This window comes from Sphingobium sp. KKT206 (genome assembly GCF_055640555.1).
The window spans coordinates 229,039-249,809 of sequence record NZ_CM145764.1; the positions used below are offsets into that span (position 1 = coordinate 229,039).

Below are 20,771 nucleotides of genomic sequence, written 5' to 3' on the forward strand. Positions count from 1 at the left end.
CCCCACAGCGCAGAGGAGCGACGCATGGCCGACCTGCCCGAACGGTTCGACTATATCATCATCGGCGCGGGATCGACCGGGTGCGTGCTGGCCGAGCAATTGTCGGCCGATCCACGCAACCGGGTGCTGCTGGTCGAGGCGGGCGGGCCGGACCGGTCGCCGCTGATCGCCATGCCCAAGGGGATTGCGAAGCTGGTGTCGAACCCGGCGCATATCTGGGCCTATCCGGTCGCCCAGCCGCGCCGCCCGGACGAACCGGCGCAGGAAATGTGGATCAGGGGCAAGGGGCTGGGCGGATCGTCGGCGATCAACGGCATGATCTGGAGCCGGGGCGAGCCGCAGGATTATGACGATTGGGAAGCGGCGGGCGCGACCGGATGGAATGCCGGGTCGATGGTCGCCGCCTTTCGCGCCATCGAGGATCATGGGCTGGGCGGGAGCGCATTGCGCGGGGAAGGCGGCCCGGTGCATGTGACGCCGCGCACCTATCGCTATCCGCTGGCCGAGCGGCTGATCGCGGCGGGCGAACAGATGGGCCTGCCGCGTACCGATGACCTCAACAGCGTGGTCGGGGATCGGGTCGGCTATTATTGCCATAATATCCGTAATGGGCGGCGCGAGAGCGGGGCCAAGATATTCCTGCGCCCAGCGATGAAGCGCAGCAATTTCAAGGTGATGACCGACACGCTGCTGCGCCATGTGCGACTGTCCAATGGCCGGGCGGTCGCGGTCGAACTGCTCCATGGCGAACGCGGGTCGTTCAGCGTGGATTGCGATGGCGAGGTGATCGTCTGCGCTGGGACGATCGAAAGCCCGCAGATACTCCAGCGGTCGGGCATCGGCGATGGCGATGCGCTGGCCGCCGCCGGGATCGCGGTGCGGCATCATAATGTCCATGTCGGGCGGCATATGCTGGAACATCTGTCTTATTCCATGCCGTTCCGCTTGCGGCGGAACAGTGGCATTCAGGGGCGCTATCAGGGGTTGGGGCTGATGGCGTCGGTCGCGCGCTATTATCTGCGGCGGGATGGGCCGATGGCGACCGGGCCGTTCGAGGTGGGGGCGTTCCTGTCCACCGGGGTCACGGGACCGCGCACCGACCTGCAATTGTACCTCAGCGGCTATATGTTTGCGCTGGGCGATGCCAACGATGCCGTGCCGCTCGGCAATATCGACAAGCGGCCCGGTCTCACCGTGTCGGGCAGCCTGCTGCGGCAGAGCAGCGAGGGGGAAGTGCAGGCGCGCGGGCGCGAACCTGGGGACGGCGTGGCGATCACGCCCAACTGGCTGGACAGCGAAGCGGACAAAGGTTCGGCGATTGCGGCGATCCGGCTGATGCGCGCTTATGTGGGGCAAGCGGTGCTGGCGAGCGATGTCGGCGATGAGCTGATTCCCGGCGCGGCGGTGCAGGAGGATGCGGCGCTGCTGGAGAGTTTCCGGTCACTGTCGACCAGTGGATTGCATGGTGTCGGGACGTGCCGGATGGGCGCGGCGGACGATGCGGTGGTCGATCCAGCGTTGAAGGTTCATGGGGTCGAGGGGCTGCGGGTGGCCGATTGTTCGGTGATGCCGCGTCTCATTAGCGGCAATACCAATGCGCCTGCCATGGCGCTGGGCTGGCGCGCGGCGCAGATCATCTTGGGCAAGGCGTGACGATGGAGAAGGCGATGATGCGGCAATGGCAATTGGCGGACCGACCGGTCGGGCGTGCGCTCGCTGATGGCGACTTTCGCCTAGCCGACGTGCCAATGCCGGTGGCGGGCGAAGGCGAGATGCTGCTGGCGGTGCGCTGGCTGGGTTTCGAGCCCGCGCAAAAGGGGTGGATGGAGAATTTCGGCGGCTATGTCGCGCCGATCGAGCTGGGCGATGTGATGCGCGGCATGGGCGTCGCGGAGGTGGTCGAGAGCCGGGATGGCCGCTGGCCGGTCGGCACGATGGTTGCCGGCATGACCGGTTGGACCGAATATCTGGTGAGCGATGGCGAGGGCTTCGATGTCTGCCACCCCGACCTGCCGCCCCATGCTATGCTGGGGGTGCTGGGGATACCGGGCCTGACCGCCTGGCACGGTTTTCACGCGATCGGCCGCCCGGTGGCGGGCGATGTCGTGGTGGTGTCGGGCGCCGCCGGGGCGACCGGATCGGTCGCAGGGCAATTGGCCAAGGTCGCGGGCTGCCATGTCATCGGCATTGCGGGCGGGGCGGAAAAATGCGCCTGGCTGACGCAGGAGGCCGGGTTCGACGCGGCGATCGACTATCGCGAGGGCAAGGTCGCGGCGCAGCTCAAGGCACTAGCCCCCAAGGGATGCGACATCGTCTATGACAATGTCGGCGGCGTGGTGCTGGACGCGATGCTGGGCCGACTCGCGATCGGCGCGCGGGTGGTGCTGTGCGGCGGGATCAGTCGCTATGAGCAGGGCGGCGAGATTGCCGGGCCAGGCAATTATTTCAACCTGATCCTGCGCCGCGCGCGGATGGAAGGGTTCATTATCCTGGACGAACAGCCACGCTGGGGCGCGATGCGCGATCGGCTGGCGGCGCTGGTGCTGGCGGGGCGGCTGCAATGGCAGGTCGATGAGCAGCAGGGGTTCGAAGCGGCCCCGGCGGCGTTGGCGCGGCTGTTCACGGGCGCGAACCGGGGGAAGCAGATTTTGCGGGTGTGAGGGGGGGAGCCTATCTCCCACCTTATCGCCCTGATTTTGGGTTGGGAGATGGGTCCCCGCCTTCGCGGGGATGACGAAATTGGGGGGCGGTGCGCATTGCGCAACGCCCCCCCTTACGCCGCCGGATTTCAGGTGAGTTTAAGGATCATCTTGCCGTCGTTGGTGCCGTCGAAGAGGCGCATGAAGGCGGGGTAGGCGTTGTCGATGCCCTGTTCGATATGTTCGTCGAAGACGAGCTTGCCCTCGCCGATCAGCGCCGCGATGGCCTGGCTGCCTTCGGGGAAGCGGTCAGCATAGCGGGCGATGAGGAAGCCGCGCATGGTGGCGGTTTTCACGATCAGCTGCCAGATGTTGCGCGCGCCGTGGGGGTCGCCATTATATTCGGAGATGAGGCCGCACAGGAGGATCTGTGCGTCCTGGTTGATGTGGCGCAAGGCCGCGTCGAGGCAGACGCCGCCGACATTTTCAAAGACATGATCGATGCCGTCCGGGCAGGCCGTGGCGATGGCGTCGGCGAGCGCCGCTTCATCCTTGCCGCGATAGTCGATCGCCGCGTCGAAGCCGTAGCGCTCAGTGAGCCGCGCGCATTTGGCCGCGCCCCCGGCGATGCCGACCACGCGCGCGCCGCGCAGCTTGGCGAGTTGCCCGACCATCGAGCCGACCGCGCCCGCAGCCCCGCTGACCAGCACGGTCTGGCCGGGACGGGGCTGCATCGCGTCGCTGATGCCGAACCAGGCGGTGAGGCCGACCGCGCCCATGGCGGAGAGGTAACTGGTGACAGACGGGGCCGCCGACACGTCGATCGGGTGCATGAAGTCATTGGGGGTGACGAGGCTATATTCCTCGATCGCGTTCAGGCCCATGACCCAGTCGCCCGGCTTGAAGCGATCGACGCCGCTCGCCTCGACCGTGCCGATGGTGGAAGCGCGCACCGGATCGCCGATCGCGATAGGCGGCAGATAGCTTGGCGCATCGTCGAGCCAGCCGCGGATAGCTGGGTCGAGCGAGGCATATTGGTTGCGGATGAGGATTTCGCCGGGGCCGGGCGCGGGGACGGGGCTGTCCTCCAGCCGGAAGTCGCTTTCGCGCGGCGAGCCGTCGGGGCGGGAGACGAGGAGGAAACGGCGATTGACGGAGGCGGTCATGATACGGTGTTTCCCCAGAGGCTATGGACGGGATCGGACGGTCCCTGCGCGCCGCGCAGGAAGCCAGCGTAGAGGTCGTCGCCGCCACCGGCGGGCTGGCGGACGACCCAGTCGCACACGAAGCGCCGTTCGATGAACTGCCATGTGCCGTTGGTGCGGACGAAGCGGTCGAGATAGCGGCCGCCGGTCAGCATATGGATGGGGTCGCCTTCCTGCCCGCGCGGGGTGGCGAGCGCGGTGACATAGGTTTCGCCCTTCGCGCTGTCGCCATCGACCTCCACCCATTGATGCGCATTGGCGTGGCTCGTCTGGGTGAAGACGGTGCGGACGATGGCGCAGATTTCGCGGGCGAAATCCTGGCCGCTGCCGTTGAAGGGGCCGCTTTCGACATGGCTGTCGGGGTGGAAAAGCGAACCCAGCAACGCCGCATCGGCGCGATCGACGCCCCGGCAATAGGCCGCCGTCAGGTCGGCGATCTGCTGCTTCGCAACGAGGGCGTCGATCAGCGCGGGATCAGTCATGGATGCCGCAGACGTCGTTCAGCTTTTCATGGAACATCTGCACCCGCTTTTCCTGATTGGGCAGGATGCCGCCGGTAAAGCCGCGCGAATGGAGGCCGAGTTGCTGGCCGATCGCCACGCTCATATCCTGATCGGCGACATCGCCCAGCGACCTGGTGCCGAACTCGATCTTTTCGCGTTCGACATGCTGGAAGGGGGTCGGCCCCATCGGTCCCATAACGACATCGCTGCCGGGCATTTCATGGGCCATGAACCAATGGTCGAAGATGCAGCGTTCCGGGTCGGTCGGGTGCGGTTCGGAGCGCAATAGCTGAAACCCGTCCGGCCACATGGTGAAGGTGATGTTGGGGAAGAGCGTATAGTGGTGATAATCCACAATCTCGCTGTCGCCCATGGTCGCATAATGGGCATAGCCCTTTTCCGCGCCAAGCTTGCGCTTTTGCGCGAGGATGGCGTCGCGCGCCTGGCTGGCGCGGCCTTCGAAATCCTTGGGGTCCAGCTCCCAATATTCGAGTGCCTGGGCCAGCGGCATTTCGAGGATGTCGGAGGTGGGATAGCGGCCCGATGGCTTGAGGCCGCGCATGATCATGCAATTATGGCCTTCGGGGTTCATCTCGAAGATGGTGCCTTCGAGGGCATCGTCGATCGACCCGGCGATTTGCGGGTGGAGATTGGGGAGGTGATAGCTTTCGTTGAAATTGTCGCGAATGATCTTCCAGTTGCACGGCACGTCGGAACTGAGCGATAATACGCGGGTCATCTTACCCATCTGCCATTGTTCGAGCTGTTCGCCCGCTGCGCCGAGCCATGTCTTGAGCGGCGCGGCGTCGCGATCCATGGTGAACCAGACGAAGCCGCCCCAGACGGTGCAGGGAATTTCCTCCAGCTTCACCTTGCCGCAGGGTGAGCCGCCGGGAAAATCATCGGGGTCTTGCACATGGGCGAGCGTGCCATCGGGCGCATATTTCCAGCCATGATAGCCGCAGGTGAGGAAGGGGGAGCCGCCGACTTCGGTCCAGGCGAGGCGATAACCGCGATGCTTGCAGGCATTGTAGAAGGCTTTGACCGATCCATCCTCCTGGCAGAGCATGACCACCGATTCCCGGCCGATATTATGGGTCAGGAAGTCGCCTGCCTCTTCAAGGTCGGCGGCCATGCCGCCAATATGCCAGGCCTTGGTCCAGACATGCGCCCATTCAGCGTCCGCCCAGCGTTTTTCATGATAGCGTGCGCCCGTGATACGGTCACCGCGCACGGGCGGATCATAGGCGGCAATCGCGCGGCCCAGGAAAGACTCGATGGTCATGATACCCTCTCGCTATTTTTTAGTTGAACGATCGACTAAATTTACCCCGATCGGTTGCTGCCTGTCAATATCTTCGCCATAGCTGTCCGATGGGCAGGAAAGCGTTGAAACTAGCGGAAACGACAGGTGGGCCGGAGGGGGCGGCGGCGCCGAAACTCGATCGGCGGCGGGCGCCCGATACGGCGGCGCGGATATTGGACGCGGCGGAGTCGCTCTTTTCGATCCGGGGCTATCATGGCGTGTCGTTGCGCGACATTGCGACGCAGGCCGGGGTGCAGGTGGCGCTGACCCATTATCATTTCGGGTCGAAGGAAGATTTGTTCGGGGCGGTGATCGACCGGCGGGCCGACGCGCATGTCGCGGGCATGGCGGACGCGCTGGTGCAGGCGCGGCAGGTCGCGGGCGACCAGGCGACGCGCCGCCGCGCGATCATCCGCGCCTTCATCACGCCGATCGTCGATCGATCGATGCGCGGCGGGGCGGGTTGGAAAAACTATATCCGGCTGATGGCGCTGGTGGCGAACATGCCGCAGCAGGAAGCGTTCATATCGCCGTTTCGCCAGCATTTCGACGATGTGATCGCCGCCTATGTCGAGGCTTTGCGCGCGCTGCACCCGGAGATGGACGAGGGCGATGTGCAGTGGGGCTTCTTCTTCTTCCAGGCGATGATCACGCATATATTGGCCGAAAGCGGCATGTTGGATCGCCAGTCGGGCGGCCGGTTCAGTTCCAGCGATCTGGACGCGATGGTCGAGCGGATGGTGGACTTCGTCGGCGCGGGCTTCACCGGGCTGGGGCGGGTTGCCTAGCATAAAGCCGAGTTTGGTGCGTCGTCCCGGCCCGTTACCTTGGCGCGTAAAATAGATGTGCGAAGGAAGAGATGATGGGCAGGTTGAACGGCAAGACGGCATTGGTGGTTGGGGCTGCGGGCAAGGATAATATGGCGCAGGTCATCGCCCGCCGCCTGACCGCCGAAGGGGCGCGGGTCGCGGTGGCGGGGCGCAAGGCCGACGCGCTGTCCGCCTTTGCCGACGAGATTGGCGGGGTGGCCGTCGCCTGCGACATGACCGACCAGCAGAGCATAAATATGGCGGTGTCCGACACCGAAGCAGCACTGGGCGGGGTCGATATTGCGATTAACGCGACCGGCTGGGGATTGCTCAAGCCGTTTCTGGAGACGACGCAGGACGATCTGGACGCCATGTATGCGCTGCAACTGCGCGGGCCGTTCCAGTTTTTCCAGGCGCTGATCCCGGCGATGGAGCGGCGCGGCGGCGGGTCGATCATCCAGATCAGTTCGGCGACCGCGACGATCATGTTCCACGACCATGCCGCCTATATGGCGACCAAGGCGGGGACCGACCATCTGGTCCGCACCGTCGCCAATGAATTTGGGGCGATGGGCATCCGCGCCAACAGCGTGTCGCCCGGCATCACCGAAACGCCGATGACGGCGGATGCGGCGGCGGTGCCAGGCTTGATGGATGCGTTTCGCAAGGGCTATCCGCTGGGCCGTTATGGCACATCGGAGGATGTGGCCGAGGCGTGCGTGTTCCTGGCCAGTGACGCCTGTTTCATGACGGGGCAGAATTTGCAGGTGAATGGCGGGCTGACGCTGCGCGCCAATCCGACCAAGGCGGATATCGAGGCGTCGGTTGCCGCCGCGATGGCTGCTGCCGGGGCGTGACGCGGGACCGTTTGCCACCACTCTGCATGGCGTCGGGCATCATGCCCGAAGCGACGCCGCTGCAATTGGTGGAGGCAGCGGCACGGGCCGGTTTCGATTATGGCGGCATGTGGTTCGAGGCGGCGGAGTGGACGGATGCGACGACGCGGCAGGTGAAGGCGGCGCTGCGCGACACGGGCCTGCCGCTGATCGACATTGAAGTGGTGTGGATCAAGCCGGGGCCGCCCGATCCCGATCATCTGCGGCTGGTTGATGTGGGGATGGAATTGGGCGCGCGGAACGTGTTGTGCGTCAGCAGCGATCCCGACGACGGGGCGACGCGCGACAAGCTGGCGATGCTGGCCGAGCGGGCGGGCGATGCGATCCGCATCAATCTGGAATTCGGCATTTTTACCGAGGTTAAGACGATCGGGCAGGCGAGCGCGATACTGCGCGCGATTGATCATCCGGCGATGGGCCTGTTGATCGACGCGCTGCATTGGCGGCGGTCGGGTGGGACGTTGGCAGAGGTGGCGGCGGTGCCGCGCGCGTGGCTGAGCTATGTCCAATTATGCGACGCGCCCGACCCCGGCGCGGACCCGGCCGACGCGGACGCGATCCTGACCGAGGCGATCGACGGGCGCGTGGCGCTGGGCGCGGGGGGATTGCCGATCGAGGCGCTGTTGGACGCGATGCCGCAGGGGTTGCCGGTGGCGATCGAGGAACGGTCGATCGCGTTGCGGGAGGGGTGGCCGGACCTTAACGAACGGGCGGCGCGGATGTTGGCGACGACGCGGGCTTGGATGGCGGGGCGGTAGCGAACCGGGCTGGCTTCCCGGTCCGTTCGCCCTGAGCCTGTCGAAGGGTTTCCCTTCTTGAAGAAAGGAAGAGGCTTCGACAGGCTCAGCCTGAACGGTGTTTTTTGGCGCCTACCCAACCAGCAGCGTCGGTTCCTCAATCAATCCCTTGAGCGTGCGCATGAAGTCCGCGCCCACTGCACCGTCGATCGCGCGATGGTCGCAGGAGAGGGAGAGCTGGACGATGGTGGCGAAGGCCAGCGCGTTGCCGATCTCGATCGGTTGGCGGCTGCCCGCACCCACGGCCAGGATCGCGCCCTGCGGCGGGTTGATGATCGCATCGAACTGGTCGATGCCGAACATGCCGAGGTTGCTGATCGAAAAGCTGCCGCCTTGGAACTCGTCGGGTTGCAGCTTTCCGGTGCGGGCCTTGTCGGCCAGCGCCTTCACCGTGCGCGAGATGGCGGCGACGGAGAGGGTGTCGGCGCCTTTCACGATCGGGGTGATGAGGCCCTTGTCGGTCGCGACGGCGACGGCGATGTCGGCGCTGGCGAAGCGATGGATTTCATCGCCATGGACCTGCACATTGACATCGGGATGCCGGGCGAGCGCCAGGGCGCAGGCGCGCACGAGATAGTCGTTGATGCTGGGCGCTTCGCCGGTCGCCGCCTTTGCCTGCGCGCGCAGGCCCAGGATCGCGTCGATCCTGACGGCCGAGCGCAGGTAGAAATGCGGGATGGTCGATTTGCTGTGGCTGAGCGCCTTGGCAATCGCTTTGCGCATCGGCGACATTTTGACGATTTCCGTGCTGCCTGCCGCCGGGCGGGCGAAGTCGATCGCTGCCGGGGCTGGGGCAGGGGGCGCAGCGGCGGGGGCTTCGACCGGCTTGACCTTGGCCAGCACGTCCGCCTTGCCGATCCGGCCCTTGGGGCCTGAGCCGGTCAGGCCCGTTAGGTCAACGCCATGCTGCACCGCTAGGCGCTTGGCGAGGGGGCTGGCGAAAACCTCGCCCAAGGCGTTGCCGACGGGGGTCAGGTCCACCGCCGCGCCGCCGCCGACCGCGACCGGGGGCAGGCTCGCCTGCTGCACGTCCTGGAAGGTCAGACGACCATTGGGGCCGGAGCCGGTGAGCGCGGTGATGTCCACGCCATTCGCCTGCGCGAAAGCGCGGGCGGCGGGGCTGATATTCGCGTCGTCGGCGATCGCGACCTGCGGAGCGGGTGCGGACTTCGCCTCCGGTTCCGGCGTAGCGGGCGGTGGCGGGGCTGCGCCAGCCTTGGACGCGACCTTGGTGTCGGCGGGCTTGAACCCGGCGACGAAGGCATCGACCTCGTCGGCGCTGACCTTGTCGTCCGGCCCCGCCAGCACGGCGATCAGTTCACCGACGGCATAGGTGCTGCCCTGCTGGGCGATGAGGCGCGGGAACATCCCGTCGGCCTCGGCCTCGATCTCATTGGTGATCTTGTCGGTTTCGATGAGGGCGAGCAGGTCGCCCTTCTTGAACGGCACGCCTTCGGCGACCATCCATTCGGCGACGACGCCTTCAGTCATTTCTATGCCCCATTTGGGCATCGCATATGCGCGCAGAGTGGCCATGATATACTTATCCCCGCCGATAGGATAGGAGCTGCACCGCCGCCGCCACGATCTTGTCGGGCGAGGGCAGATAGGCGGATTCGAGTTCCCGTGCGAAGGGGACGGGGCTGTGTGGCGGTGTCACCATCTCGATCGGCGCCTTGAGCGAGGCGAACGCCTTTTGCGCCACCAGCGCCGACAGGTCGGTCGCGAAGGAGCAGCGCGGCGGGGCTTCGTCGACGATCAGCAGGCGACCGGTGCGTTCGACGCTGTCGAGGATTGCCTCGACATCCAGCGGGCTGGTGGTGCGCAGGTCGAGCAGGTCGCAACCAATGCCGTCCTGGGCAAGCTGTGCTGCCGCCTTTTCGGCAAAGCCAACCATCATGCCGGTGGCGAGAATGGTGATGTCATCGCCCTGCGTGACATGCCGGGCATGGCCGAAGGGGATGGTGTAGTCGCCATCGGGCACTTCCCCCTTCACGCCATAAAGCGCCTTATGTTCAAGGAAGATCACCGGATCATCGTCGCGGATCGCCTGGGTCAGCAGCCCCTTGGTATCGGCGGGGGTGGAGGGCATGACGACCTTCAGCCCCGGCATGGCGGTGACGAACTGATGGATCACCTGGCTATGCTGGGGCGCGGCGTTGAAACCGGCACCATAGGGCATGCGGATGACCAGCGGGCATTTGGACTTGCCACCGAACATGTAGCGGAACTTGGCCGCCTGGTTCCAGATCTGGTCCATGCACACGCCGATAAAGTCGGCGAACATGATTTCGGCAATGGCGCGCTTGCCGGTCAGCGCCGCGCCGGACGCCGCGCCGATGATGGCGCTTTCCGAAATCGGGGTGTCGATCACGCGGTCAGAGCCATATTTGGCCCACAGCCCCCCCGACGTGCCCCATATGCCGCCGATCGCTTCGGGGCCGCCGGGGGCGCCATGGCCGCCGACGATATCCTCGCCCAGCATGATGACGCTGTCGTCCCGTTCCATTTCCGCATCGATCGTGTCGCGAATGACGTCGCGGATCATCTTGATAGCCATGTGTCGATCCCTCTGGCGTCAGTAGCTGATATAGACGTCTTCCAGGACGTCGGCAGCGGTGGGGCGGGCGGCGGTCTGCGCTTCGGCAACCGCGCGGTCGATGAGGTCGGTGACTTCGGCATCGACCGCGTCGAGTTCGGCCCCGTCGAGCAGCTTGGCTTCGGTAACGCGCGTGCGGAAGGTCTTGAGGCAGTCGCGCTCCTCGCGGATGCGGTCAAGTTCGCCGGGGCCGCGATAGCGTTGCGGATCGCCCTCGAAATGGCCGTAGAAACGCTCGCAATCCAGCTCGATCGAGGCCGGGCCATTGCCTGCCTTGCAATAGTCGATCAGCTCGCGCATCGCGTCATAGACGCTGAAGAAATCGATGCCGTTGGCCTTGATCGCCTTCATGCCGAAGGCAGCGGAGCGGACGGTCATGCTTTCCGCGCCAACGGCATAGGCTTCGCCGGTATGTTCGGAATAATGGTTATTTTCGAACACGAAGATGACGGGGAGCTTCAGCACCACCGCCATGTTCATCGCTTCGAATGTCGTACCCTGGTTGCAGGCACCATCGCCCGAAAAGGCGATGGAGACGGTGCCATTGCTCTTGGCGGTGATGCCAGCGCCGACCGCGATCGGTGCGCCCGCGCCGACGATGCCGTTCGCACCGAGCATGCCGACGCCGATGTCGGCGATGTGCATGGAGCCGCTCTTGCCCTTGCACAGGCCATCGCGCGATCCGTAGATCTCTTTCATCATCGCCATGACGTCGCAGCCCTTGGCGATGCAATGGCCATGGCCCCGGTGGGTCGAGATGATATAGTCGGTCGGCCCCAGATGCTCGCACACGCCCACCGCGCAGGCCTCCTGGCCCGCATAGAGATGGGTGAAGCCGGCGATTTCGCCCAGCGCGATCTCATCGTGCAGACGCTCTTCGAACAGGCGGATCGTCTTCATTTGACGATAGGCCCGGATCAGTGCCTCGCGGCTCAATTGCATCTATTCTCTCCTGGTCGATCGACTCTGGTGGCGGTCACAGCCCCAGCACCGTTTTGGCTATGATATTGCGTTGAACCTCATTGGTCCCGCCAAAGATGGTCCAGGCGCGCGAATTAAGATAGCGCGGCGCGGCAAGCTGCGCGGGCTTGCCATGGAGGGCGGGCGGCGCCTGGTTGCCATAGAGCGGCCGCTGTTCCTCCAGCGCAATGCCGGCATAGCCATAAAGCTGCACCGCGAGGCCATCGACCTGCTGGCGCAGGGTGGACGCGACCAGCTTGGACAGCGAGGTTTGCGGGCCGGGCGGCAAGCCCTTGGCCATTTCGGCCAGCACCCGCATTTCGGTCATTTCCAGCGCCTGCGCCTCCAGTTCGGCGCGGGCGAGGCGGGCCATATAGTGCGGATCTTCGGCCATGCAGCCGCCCTTGCCGTCAGGTTCGGTAAGAGCTGCGATGCGCAGCTTGGCGATGTCCGACAGCAATTTGGGGGCGTGGCAGGCGCCACCGCGCTCATTTTCGAGCAGGAATTTGGCGATGGTCCAGCCTTGGCCTTCCTCGCCCACCAGATGATCGAGCGGGGTCACGGCATCGTCGAGATAGACTTCGTTCACCTCATGGTCGCCCGCCAGCCCCATGATCGGCCGCACTTCGATGCCGGGCTGCGCCATGTCGATCAGTAGGAAGCTAATCGCGCGTTGCGGCTTGGCGGTGGGATCGGTCTTGGCGAGGCAGAAGATGTGCGAGGCGTGATGGGCGTGGGTGGTCCACAGCTTGCGGCCGTTGACGACATAATGGCCATCCTTGCGCTCGGCGCGCGTCTTGAGGCTGGCGAGGTCGGAGCCGGAGCCGGGCTCGGAAAAGCCCTGGCACCAGAAATCCGTGCCATCCAGGATGCGGGGCAGGAAATAGGCTTTCTGTTCCTCGGTGCCGAAATGGCAGATGACCGGGCCGAGCAGCTTGAGGCTCAGCACCGGCAGGCTGGGCGCGTCGGCGAGCGCGCATTCCTTTTCGAAGATATAGCGCTGGATCGGCGTCCAGCCGGTGCCGCCGCAGTCGGTCGGCCAATTATAGGCAAGCCAGCCCTTGGCGCGCAGGATCGCCTGCCACTCGCCGCCAATGTCGGGTTCGACGAACACGCCCGGCGTTGCGCGCATGCCTTCGCGCAGATGCTGCGGCAGATTATCGTCGAGGAAGCGGCGGACTTCGGCGCGGAACGCCTGATCCTGAGGGGAGAAATCAAGGTCCATCTTATCGTTCCAAAATGGTCACGCCGGAAATGCCGGGCGCGCCGTAGACATGGGAATAGGCCGTGCGCGGATCGCCGGGCACTTGCCGCCCGCCGCCACGCCCGCGCAGTTGCAGCGCATTTTCATAGACCTGGCGCAGGCCCGACGCCCCGATCGGCTCGCCACAGGCGAGGCACCCGCCATCGGTGTTGACCGGCAGGCGACCGTCGATGTTGGTCCAGCCATTGGCCAGCCATTCTTCCTGATCGCCATCGGCGCAAAAGCCGTTTTCGGCCATGTGCATGATTTCCGCGCCGGATTCGGTGTCCTGCAACTGGGCGAGGTCGATGTCCTCCGGGCCAATGCCTGCCATCTCATAGGCGGCCTTGCTGGCGAGCAACGTCGGCGCACCGCCGCGTTCGATGTCCATCGACGGGGCGAAGACCTCGAACGATCCGGGCGGGCGGGTGCGGATGACCGCCGCCTTGATCCGCACCTGATCGCGGCCGAGTTCGCGCGCCTTCTTGGCGCTGGCCAGAACCAGCGCGACGCCGCCTTCGGCGGGCGAGCAGAACATATATTTGGTCAGCGGGTCGCTGATCATCGGGGCGTTGAGGATGGTGTCGAGATCGACCGGCGACCGTCGCCACGCATGGTCGGCATGGACCGCGTTGCGAAACGCCTTTTCCGCGACCCGGCCGAGCGACGTCGGGCTGATGCCGTGCAGCGCCATATAGCGTTGCAGCTTCATGGCGAAGAACTGCGTGGTGACCATGAAGCCCGCTTCGCCATACCAGTCGGGCAGACTATATTCGGCGGGCATGGCGTTGAACGCGCCGCGCGGATGCTTGTCGAAGCCGATGGCTATGCCGACATCATGCGCGCCCGACGCGATCGCCTGCCAGGAACCGATCAGCGCCGATCCGCCCGTGGCGCAGCCATTTTTGACATTGATGAAGGGCAGCCCGGTCAGGCCCAGCTCGTTGACGATCGTGTCGGCATTGCCCGCCGAATCCGACCCGCCGAACCCGAACTGCATGTCGGGCCACTCAAGCCCTGCGTCGGCCATGGCGGCGCGGGCGGCATTGGCTCCCTGTTGCAGACCGCTCAAGCCTTCGCTGCGGCCAAAGGGGTGGATGCCGATCCCGACGATATAGACGTCCTGCATGGCTCAGGCCTCCGTGGCAGGGGTAAAGGCGTACAGGCGGATCGCATCGCCATTGGCGGCGGTGGCGAAGTCGGTGGTGACCAGGTCCATCGCCATGCCGATCGTCAGGCTATCAAAGTCCGCGCCGACGATCTGCGTTTCCACGATCGTCGCACCAGGCAGTTCGACATAGCCGATGGCGAAGGGGGTGAACGCTTCCGGACCGATATAGGGCGGCGATTTGGGGCGGAAGCGCTGGACAGTCCAGGACCAGAGCGTGCCGCGGCGCGGCAGGTCGATCGGCTCCCAGCGCGCGACATCGTCCGGGCAGGGAAAGACGATCCGCCCCGTATCCCGGTTGCGGCCGCCGATCAGAGTCGGTTCGGGCGTTTCCCGAAACAGTCCCTGCGCTATCGCTGATGCGCCCAACGTCTAAGCCCTCTCATTCTTGTGTGGGGGCACTATGGGAAGGGAAGCGGGCGAAGGCTTCTGTAAGAAAGCATAGGTTGGCAGCGTCGTTGGACGCGCGGGCACAAAAAAAGGGCCAGCCGGTCGCCCGGCTGGCCGCACACTTTCTCAGGGGGAGAAACTTTATTTCGCGGCGGCCGACGCCTGCGTTTCGTGCGGCAGATGCGGCACCATGACGGCGGCGACATTGCCGAGATAGCCAAGCTGCGTCGCCTTGAACACGGTCTGGCTGCGGTTGACCGCCTCCAACTTGATCGCGGCATTATGGATGTGGAAGCGCACGGTGGCGCAACTGCGGCTGAGGATCATCGCGATTTCGGCGTCTGTCTTGCCCACCGCCGCCCAGCGCAAACATTCGACTTCGCGCTTGGAGAGGCGGCAATTTTTGGGAATCCAGGGGCGCTGGCTGCTGACGCGGGTATAGCCGTTGACGAAGCGCCGGGCATGATATTCGAGCTGGTCGCTATAGAGATCGAACTCGCACGATAGGTCGTCGCGCTTGTCGTTGATCGGCGAAAAGCTGATCGCGGCGATCTGACCAAAGGACATATGCACCGGCACGACGATCACGGCCTTGGCATTCACTTCGCCTTCGAAGAGGCTGAGGTCGATCTGGTCGAGCAGCGGATTGGGCGCGCGGGTATGGATGCCATGGGCATTGGCCCAGAAGGGTTCATTTTCATAGCGGCAGGCGAAGGGCAGGGGCGAACTGAGCGCGAGCAGCGGCTTTTGCCACCATTGTTCCTTGGTCGAGGGCCAGCCGAATACCGCGCTGGCCAGCACTTCGCCTTCCGCATCGGTCATCGGCGATCGCGACGCGATATTGGCGCAGGCCGCGACGCGGAAATTGCCCAGGTCGCGGGCAATATCGCGCAACGCCTCCGCCGCCGGCCTTATGTCGGCGGGCGCGAAAATAGCGGTTGGAACCTGCCTGCCCGAACGGAAATCGGTCGCCACTTTTGCGGCTTGTCCGGTATCCTTGCGGGGGGCGACGAGCGTGTCACCTGATCTCTCCATGCGCTGGATGCTATTATGGGCAGGGGGTGCGGGCAAGCGACAAAAACCTATGACTAGCGTTAGGTTTTCCGGGCGCAGCGTGCCCATGGTGAAACTAGCGGAATATCCAGTCCACGCCCTGCCCGCTGCCCGTGCATAAATGCGTCATGAAACAGCAACAGCCGGACGGCGCAGCGCGCGGTCCAGCCAGGACAATCCGGGGGATGGTGGCTTGAATTTCGATCTCAGCGATGAGCAGGCCATGCTTCGCGACCTTGTGCAGCGTTTCGGGGCGGACCGCTATGACGCCGCCAAGCGGCTGGCCTATCTGCGCGAACCGCGCGGCTTTGCCGACGCCAATTGGGCGATGTTGGCCGAAACGGGCTTGCTGGCGTTCGCGCTGCCCGAAGAAGCGGGTGGCTTTGGCGGTTCGCCGGTGGACATCATCACGGTGATGGAAGCGCTGGGGCGCTTCGTTGCGGTGGAGCCGGTGCTGCCCGCGCTGATCCTGAGCGCGGGGCTGGTGGCGGCGGCTGGCACGCAGGACCAGAAAGACGCGCTGCTGCCCGCCATTACCGGCGGCGAAGCGATCGTCGCTTTGGCGCTGTTCGAGACGCAGGCGCGTTTTGGCCTGGACCGATTGCGGACGCGGGTGACCGCGGGACGCATCAGCGGGATCAAGCAGATGGTGCTGGGCGGCGGCCATGCCGATCGGTTCATCGTCGCCGCGCGCGCAGGCGACGGCGCACCGCTGACGCTGCATCTGGTCGAGGCGGGCGCGCCGGGGGTCAGCATCGACCCCTATCGGCTGGTCGATGGCTCGCATGCCGCCGATGTTCGCTTTGCCGATACGCCCGCAGAACCGATGGCGGGTGGCGAGGCGGAACTGGCAGGCGTGATGGATCAGGCACGGCTGGCGGTCAGCGCCGAACTGCTCGGCCTCATGGAAATGATGTTCGCCGCGACGCTCGACTATCTCAAGACGCGGCAGCAATTCGGCCAGGCGCTCGGTAGTTTCCAGGCGTTGCAGCACCGCATGGCCGATTGCTATGCGCGGCTCGAACTCAGCCGGTCGCAACTCTATCGCGCGGCGGGGGCTGGCGCGGACGGGCGGGCGGCAGCGATCATCGGCGCCAAGGCCTATATCGCCCAGAGCGCGGTGCATATCGGCGAAGAATCGGTGCAATTGCATGGCGGCATCGGCACGACCGAGGAATTATTGGTGGGTCAGGCGTTCAAGCGGGTGATGGCGCTTGTCACGCTGCTTGGCGATGTGGATCATGACATGGACGCCTATAGGACGATGACGACCAAGGCCGCACGAGAGGATCAGGCGCGCGCATGACGGAAAGCTATCATCGGGTGGTCGAGGCCAGCGCGATCGAGGAGCGGGCGATGATGCCCTTCATCGTCAATGGCTGGCCGGTACTGCTCTGCAAGGATGAGGGCCAGGTTCACGCCCTCATAAACCGGTGCAGCCACGCCGCCGCGCAACTGGCGCCGGGCGGCCGCGTGCGGCGCGGCGCAGTGATGTGCCCGCTGCACGGCGCGCGCTTCAAGCTGGACAATGGCGAATGTCTGGGCGGGGCGGGATATAAAGCGCTCAAACTCTACCCCTGGCGCGAAAGCGCGGACGGATGGATCGAGGTGGCGGTGCCGGACGAGGCTCCGGGCGCGGAGCATCTGCCGGTCAAGCCGTTGGGGTGAAGCGGGGGGCTAAATCCTCCCCTGTAAGGGGAGGGGGACCACGAAGTGGTGGAGGGGTGTCGCCCTATCGATAGCGCGACACCCCTCCGTCAGGGCTACGCCCTGCCACCTCCCCTGCCAGGGGAGGATTTTAGGTAATTTACTCCCCCTTGCACCACGCAATGCCCCGCCGCAGCAGGTCGTAGAACACCGGCAGATCCCAGGCGCAGCGGTCGATGGTGGGCCACCAGTCGAGGAAGGGCTGCATGTCATAATGGCTGCGGCAATGGCCGAGCGTGTTGTAGAGGACCGCGCCTTCGCCCTGCGCCTTGATATATAGGACGGGGTGCCGGTCCTGCGTCCATTGATGCTCGTCGAAGCCGGTCGCTTCGCCCGCAAATTCGGTGTCGAGCAGGACATGGAGATCGCCATGCCGTTCCATAAGATACAGCTCGTCGGTCGTTTCGAACGGTTCGATGCCGCGGGTCAGCGGGTGATCGGCGTCGGCGACCTCTACCCGGTAGGGGGCGATCGGCGGGTGGGCGATGAACTGACTGCCCAGCGTTTCCATCATCAACGGTGCCCAGCGCGGGCTGCCATAAAGGCCATTGTCGAACAGGCGCAGCACCGAATTGGTGCCGTGCAGCGCATACCAGCGGCCACCATCGCGCACCCATTGGCGCAACGCTTCCTGCGCGGGCAGGGGCGGCACGACGTCGCACGTATAGGTGATGAGCATGTCGGCGGCGAGAATGGCGTCGAGATGACCATAATCCTCGAACACGCGGGTCCGCACGCGCGGGTCTTCGCCCAGCAACTTCAACAGCTCCAGCCGGGCGAAGTCCATGTCGTGATAAAGGCCGCCGACGATCAGCACGCAATTGATGCGGGCGGGCTGTGTCTCGCTCATGCTATCGTCCCCGCTTAATATTGCACGCCCTTGGTGATCCCGCCGTCGATCAGGATGTTGGCCCCGGTCATGTAGCGGCAGGCGGGTGATGCGATGAAGGCGATCGCCTTGGCCAGTTCCTCGCCCGTGCCCATCCGGCCGAAGGGGATTTGCTGGAGGATGCCGTCATGGAAATCGGTCATATTCTTCTTGATATAGGCCCAGGGGCCATCGTCGGTGTAGATAGGGCCGGGCGAGACGCAATTGACGCGCAGCCCTTGCGGCGCATGTTTCTGCGCCAGCGCGGCGCTGTAGTTGATGACTGCAGCCTTCAGCGCATTATAGGGCTGCGGCCCCATAAATTCCTCCAGCGCGCCGGTGGACGAAATGGTGACGATCGACCCGGCATCCGACTGTTCGAGCGCGGGTAGGGCCGCGTGGATGCCGCGCACCAGCGGCAAGATGTCGCCGTTCAGCACCGTGGTCCAGGCTTCGGGCGTGTCCACCCCCGGATTGACCGAGACGAAGGAAATGAAGATGTCGCAGCCGCCCAGTTCCTGCGCGGCGCTGCTGACCCAATTGGGGAAGGCTTCCGCATCGGTGACGTCCACCGACGCGCCGATGCCGCGCACGCCGAGCGCCTGCACTTCGGCCACGACGGCGTCGACCTTGTCCTGCGTCCGCCCGCACAGCGCGACGTCGCAGCCTTCGGCGGCCAGAACCTTGGCAACGGCCCGGCCGATGCTGGCGTTGGCGCCTGCGAGAATGGCTTTGCGCCCCTTCAGACCAATGTCCATGACGGCATCCTTTCCTGTTCACACGGTATTTGCCCGCCTGTTTATCGGCAAAGGAGCGGGGCTGCACTGGCAAAAGCGTCAGGGGCGTTAGCACTCAAGATATGACCCTTAGCGATTGTGAGAGGGGGACGGCGCGGCTTTTGCCGCTATGCTGCGGCCTTGAATGGAGGGTATATGGGGACGGATGCGATCAGAGTAGCGGACCATGTCAGGGCGCATGCCGCCGCGACACCCGAAGCCATCGCGCTCATCTTCGAAGGGCGCGAGACGAGCTATGCCGCGCTGGATAGGCAGGCGAGCCGGGTGGCCAATGGCCTGATCGCGGCGGGTTATGGCGTGGGCGATCGGATCGCCTATCTCGGCAAGAATCGCGACGACTATTTCGGGCTGTGGCTGGGCACGGTGAAGGCCGGGCTGGTGATGGTGCCGGTCAACTGGCGGCTTGCCCCGCCGGAGGTCGCCTATATCCTCACCGACGCGCGGCCGCGCATGATCGTCGTGGAGCCGGAGTTTCTCGATCGGGTGGCGGACAGCGCGGCGAGCATCCTGCTCACTGATGCAGGCGAGGGGCATCCGCTCTTTGCCGACTGGCGCGACGCGCAGGACGTAGCCGATCCGCGCCGCGATGTCGGCTATGACGAGGCGGTGCTGATGCTCTACACATCCGGCACCACCGGCAATCCCAAGGGGGCGATGCTGTCCAACCGCAGCCTGCTCGGCCTGCGCGCGTCGGTGCCGTCGGCGGAGTTGCCCGACTGGTACCGCTGGACAGCGCAGGACGTGTCGCTGATCGCGATGCCGATCTTCCATATCAGCGGGTCGGGCTGGGGGCTATGGACCTTGCAGCATGGCGCGACCGGGGTGGTTGTGCGCGAGTTCGACCCGACGCGGGTGCTGGACCTGCTGGTCACCTTCCGCATTACCAAGATCATGCTGGTGCCAACCGCGCTGCGCATCCTGTGCGATCATCCCCAGGCGGCCCACACGGATTTCAGCTTCCTCAAGACCATCTGCTATGGTGGCTCTGCGATCCCGCTCGACCTGTTGCGGCAGGCGATTGCGGTGATCGGCTGCGGCTTTGCGCAAATGTATGGGATGACCGAGACGGCGGGGACGATCATTGGCCTGCCGCCGCAGGATCATGACCCGCAGGGGAGCGAGCGGATGCGGGGCATCGGCGTGCCTTTGCCCGGCGTGCGGGTGCGGATCGCGAACGAGGCAGGCGAAACGCTGCCGGTGGGTGAGATTGGCGAGATATTGGTGGCGTCGCAGGCGTGCATGATCGGCTATTTCGACCGGCCCGACGATACGGCGCAGGCGCTGGATGCCGAAGGCTGGTTGCGCACGGGCGACGCGGGACGGATGGATGCCGATGGCTATCTCTATCTCGCCGACCGGATCAAGGACATGATCATCACCGGTGGCGAAAATGTCTATCCGGCGGAGGTCGAAAATGCGCTCTACAGCCATCCTGCCGTGGCCGATGTCGCGGTGATCGGCGTGCCGGACGCGAAATGGGGCGAGGCGGTTAAGGCGATCGTCGTGCCGGTGGAGGGAGAAACGCCCGATCCCGCTGCGCTCATCGCCTGGGCGCGCGAGCGGATCGCGGCCTATAAAGCGCCCAAGACGGTGGAGTTCCGCAGCGACCTGCCGCGCAACCCATCGGGCAAGATATTGCGCCGCCTGCTGCGGGATGACTATCGATAGAATGCGATGACTTCGGGTCGAAATACTCAACCTCCGTTCGTTTCGAGCGAAGTCGAGAAACGCCGCGCAACGTTTCTCGACTTCGCTCGAAACGAACGGGTCGGGTTGAAGTCATCGCGCTAAACGATTTGCCGCTAAAACCTGCGATTTCCGGCAGGTTGCC

Annotated in this window: 20 protein-coding genes; 8 read left to right on the forward strand and 12 right to left on the reverse strand. The window is 65.0% G+C overall.

Annotated elements, in window-relative coordinates:
* Positions 1 to 24 precede the first annotated feature (24 nt).
* A complete protein-coding gene (locus ACZ2HM_RS01065; RefSeq protein ID WP_470425980.1) occupies positions 25 to 1,653 on the forward strand; it encodes a GMC family oxidoreductase in 1,629 nt (542 codons plus the stop codon).
* Between the two features lie 2 nt (positions 1,654 to 1,655).
* Complete coding sequence (locus tag ACZ2HM_RS01070) at positions 1,656 to 2,660, forward strand: NADP-dependent oxidoreductase (protein ID WP_237748871.1); 1,005 nt, start codon at positions 1,656 to 1,658, stop codon at positions 2,658 to 2,660.
* A gap of 128 nt (positions 2,661 to 2,788) precedes the next feature.
* Here the strand turns inward: ACZ2HM_RS01070 and ACZ2HM_RS01075 are convergent, their stop codons facing one another.
* From ACZ2HM_RS01075 to ACZ2HM_RS01085, 3 genes are read right to left on the reverse strand one after another with little or no spacing between them, the layout of a single operon-like run.
* Positions 2,789 to 3,805: an NADP-dependent oxidoreductase gene (locus ACZ2HM_RS01075; RefSeq protein WP_470425981.1), complete on the reverse strand. Its 1,017-nt coding sequence runs from the start codon at positions 3,803 to 3,805 to the stop codon at positions 2,789 to 2,791.
* Positions 3,802 to 4,326, reverse strand: coding sequence for a nuclear transport factor 2 family protein (locus ACZ2HM_RS01080; protein WP_470425982.1), 525 nt, complete (start codon positions 4,324 to 4,326; stop codon positions 3,802 to 3,804). Before ACZ2HM_RS01080 ends, ACZ2HM_RS01075 begins: the two co-directional genes overlap by 4 nt.
* Positions 4,319 to 5,632: an aromatic ring-hydroxylating oxygenase subunit alpha gene (locus tag ACZ2HM_RS01085; RefSeq protein ID WP_470425983.1), complete on the reverse strand. Its 1,314-nt coding sequence runs from the start codon at positions 5,630 to 5,632 to the stop codon at positions 4,319 to 4,321. The genes ACZ2HM_RS01080 and ACZ2HM_RS01085 overlap by 8 nt, the downstream gene beginning before the upstream one ends.
* A 104-nt stretch (positions 5,633 to 5,736) precedes the next feature.
* Here ACZ2HM_RS01085 and ACZ2HM_RS01090 point away from each other — a divergent pair, with 104 nt between their 5' ends.
* The 3 genes from ACZ2HM_RS01090 to ACZ2HM_RS01100 all read left to right on the forward strand — a co-directional run bounded on the left by ACZ2HM_RS01090 (position 5,737) and on the right by ACZ2HM_RS01100 (position 8,116).
* Positions 5,737 to 6,441, forward strand: coding sequence for a TetR/AcrR family transcriptional regulator (locus tag ACZ2HM_RS01090; protein ID WP_313924568.1), 705 nt, complete (start codon positions 5,737 to 5,739; stop codon positions 6,439 to 6,441).
* Between the two features lie 74 nt (positions 6,442 to 6,515).
* The gene (locus tag ACZ2HM_RS01095) at positions 6,516 to 7,319 is read left to right on the forward strand and encodes an SDR family NAD(P)-dependent oxidoreductase (protein WP_037478553.1); all 804 of its coding nucleotides are present in this window, start codon (positions 6,516 to 6,518) and stop codon (positions 7,317 to 7,319) included.
* The gene (locus ACZ2HM_RS01100) at positions 7,316 to 8,116 is read left to right on the forward strand and encodes a sugar phosphate isomerase/epimerase family protein (protein ID WP_156106204.1); all 801 of its coding nucleotides are present in this window, start codon (positions 7,316 to 7,318) and stop codon (positions 8,114 to 8,116) included. The genes ACZ2HM_RS01095 and ACZ2HM_RS01100 overlap by 4 nt, the downstream gene beginning before the upstream one ends.
* A gap of 111 nt (positions 8,117 to 8,227) precedes the next feature.
* On the opposite strand, the gene ACZ2HM_RS01105 is transcribed toward ACZ2HM_RS01100, so the two are convergent.
* From ACZ2HM_RS01105 to ACZ2HM_RS01135, 7 genes are all read right to left on the reverse strand, one after another.
* A complete protein-coding gene (locus ACZ2HM_RS01105; RefSeq protein WP_470425984.1) occupies positions 8,228 to 9,691 on the reverse strand; it encodes a 2-oxo acid dehydrogenase subunit E2 in 1,464 nt (487 codons plus the stop codon).
* A 7-nt stretch (positions 9,692 to 9,698) separates the two neighbouring features.
* Positions 9,699 to 10,715, reverse strand: coding sequence for an alpha-ketoacid dehydrogenase subunit beta (locus ACZ2HM_RS01110; protein ID WP_069065021.1), 1,017 nt, complete (start codon positions 10,713 to 10,715; stop codon positions 9,699 to 9,701).
* Positions 10,716 to 10,733: 18 nt separating this feature from the next.
* Positions 10,734 to 11,696, reverse strand: coding sequence for a thiamine pyrophosphate-dependent dehydrogenase E1 component subunit alpha (locus tag ACZ2HM_RS01115; protein WP_069065020.1), 963 nt, complete (start codon positions 11,694 to 11,696; stop codon positions 10,734 to 10,736).
* 34 nt (positions 11,697 to 11,730) lie between these two features.
* Positions 11,731 to 12,939 carry an acyl-CoA dehydrogenase family protein gene (locus tag ACZ2HM_RS01120; RefSeq protein WP_470425985.1) on the reverse strand — a complete coding sequence of 403 codons (1,209 nt, stop codon included), beginning with the start codon at positions 12,937 to 12,939 and terminating at the stop codon, positions 11,731 to 11,733.
* A gap of 1 nt (position 12,940) precedes the next feature.
* Positions 12,941 to 14,086: a thiolase family protein gene (locus ACZ2HM_RS01125; protein WP_470425986.1), complete on the reverse strand. Its 1,146-nt coding sequence runs from the start codon at positions 14,084 to 14,086 to the stop codon at positions 12,941 to 12,943.
* Between the two features lie 3 nt (positions 14,087 to 14,089).
* A complete protein-coding gene (locus ACZ2HM_RS01130) occupies positions 14,090 to 14,494 on the reverse strand; it encodes a Zn-ribbon domain-containing OB-fold protein (protein ID WP_470425987.1) in 405 nt (134 codons plus the stop codon).
* 162 nt (positions 14,495 to 14,656) lie between these two features.
* Positions 14,657 to 15,550 (reverse strand): helix-turn-helix transcriptional regulator, encoded by an 894-nt coding sequence (locus ACZ2HM_RS01135; protein WP_470425988.1) that lies wholly within the window; start codon positions 15,548 to 15,550, stop codon positions 14,657 to 14,659.
* Between the two features lie 241 nt (positions 15,551 to 15,791).
* Between ACZ2HM_RS01135 and ACZ2HM_RS01140 the strand changes: the two genes are divergently transcribed.
* Positions 15,792 to 16,874, forward strand: a complete 1,083-nt coding sequence (locus tag ACZ2HM_RS01140) for an acyl-CoA dehydrogenase family protein (RefSeq protein ID WP_162182226.1) — start codon at positions 15,792 to 15,794, stop codon at positions 16,872 to 16,874.
* Positions 16,871 to 17,236 carry a Rieske (2Fe-2S) protein gene (locus ACZ2HM_RS01145; protein WP_037476058.1) on the forward strand — a complete coding sequence of 122 codons (366 nt, stop codon included), beginning with the start codon at positions 16,871 to 16,873 and terminating at the stop codon, positions 17,234 to 17,236. Before ACZ2HM_RS01140 ends, ACZ2HM_RS01145 begins: the two co-directional genes overlap by 4 nt.
* A 139-nt stretch (positions 17,237 to 17,375) precedes the next feature.
* Here the strand turns inward: ACZ2HM_RS01145 and ACZ2HM_RS01150 are convergent, their stop codons facing one another.
* Positions 17,376 to 18,125 (reverse strand): ThuA domain-containing protein, encoded by a 750-nt coding sequence (locus tag ACZ2HM_RS01150; RefSeq protein WP_037476056.1) that lies wholly within the window; start codon positions 18,123 to 18,125, stop codon positions 17,376 to 17,378.
* 14 nt (positions 18,126 to 18,139) lie between these two features.
* On the reverse strand, positions 18,140 to 18,901 hold the full coding sequence (locus ACZ2HM_RS01155) for an SDR family NAD(P)-dependent oxidoreductase (protein WP_037476054.1): 762 nt from the start codon (positions 18,899 to 18,901) through the stop codon (positions 18,140 to 18,142).
* Positions 18,902 to 19,075: 174 nt separating this feature from the next.
* On the opposite strand from ACZ2HM_RS01155, the gene ACZ2HM_RS01160 reads away from it, so the two are divergent.
* Positions 19,076 to 20,608: a long-chain-fatty-acid--CoA ligase gene (locus ACZ2HM_RS01160; protein WP_470425989.1), complete on the forward strand. Its 1,533-nt coding sequence runs from the start codon at positions 19,076 to 19,078 to the stop codon at positions 20,606 to 20,608.
* The last annotated feature ends 163 nt before the right edge of the window (positions 20,609 to 20,771 follow it).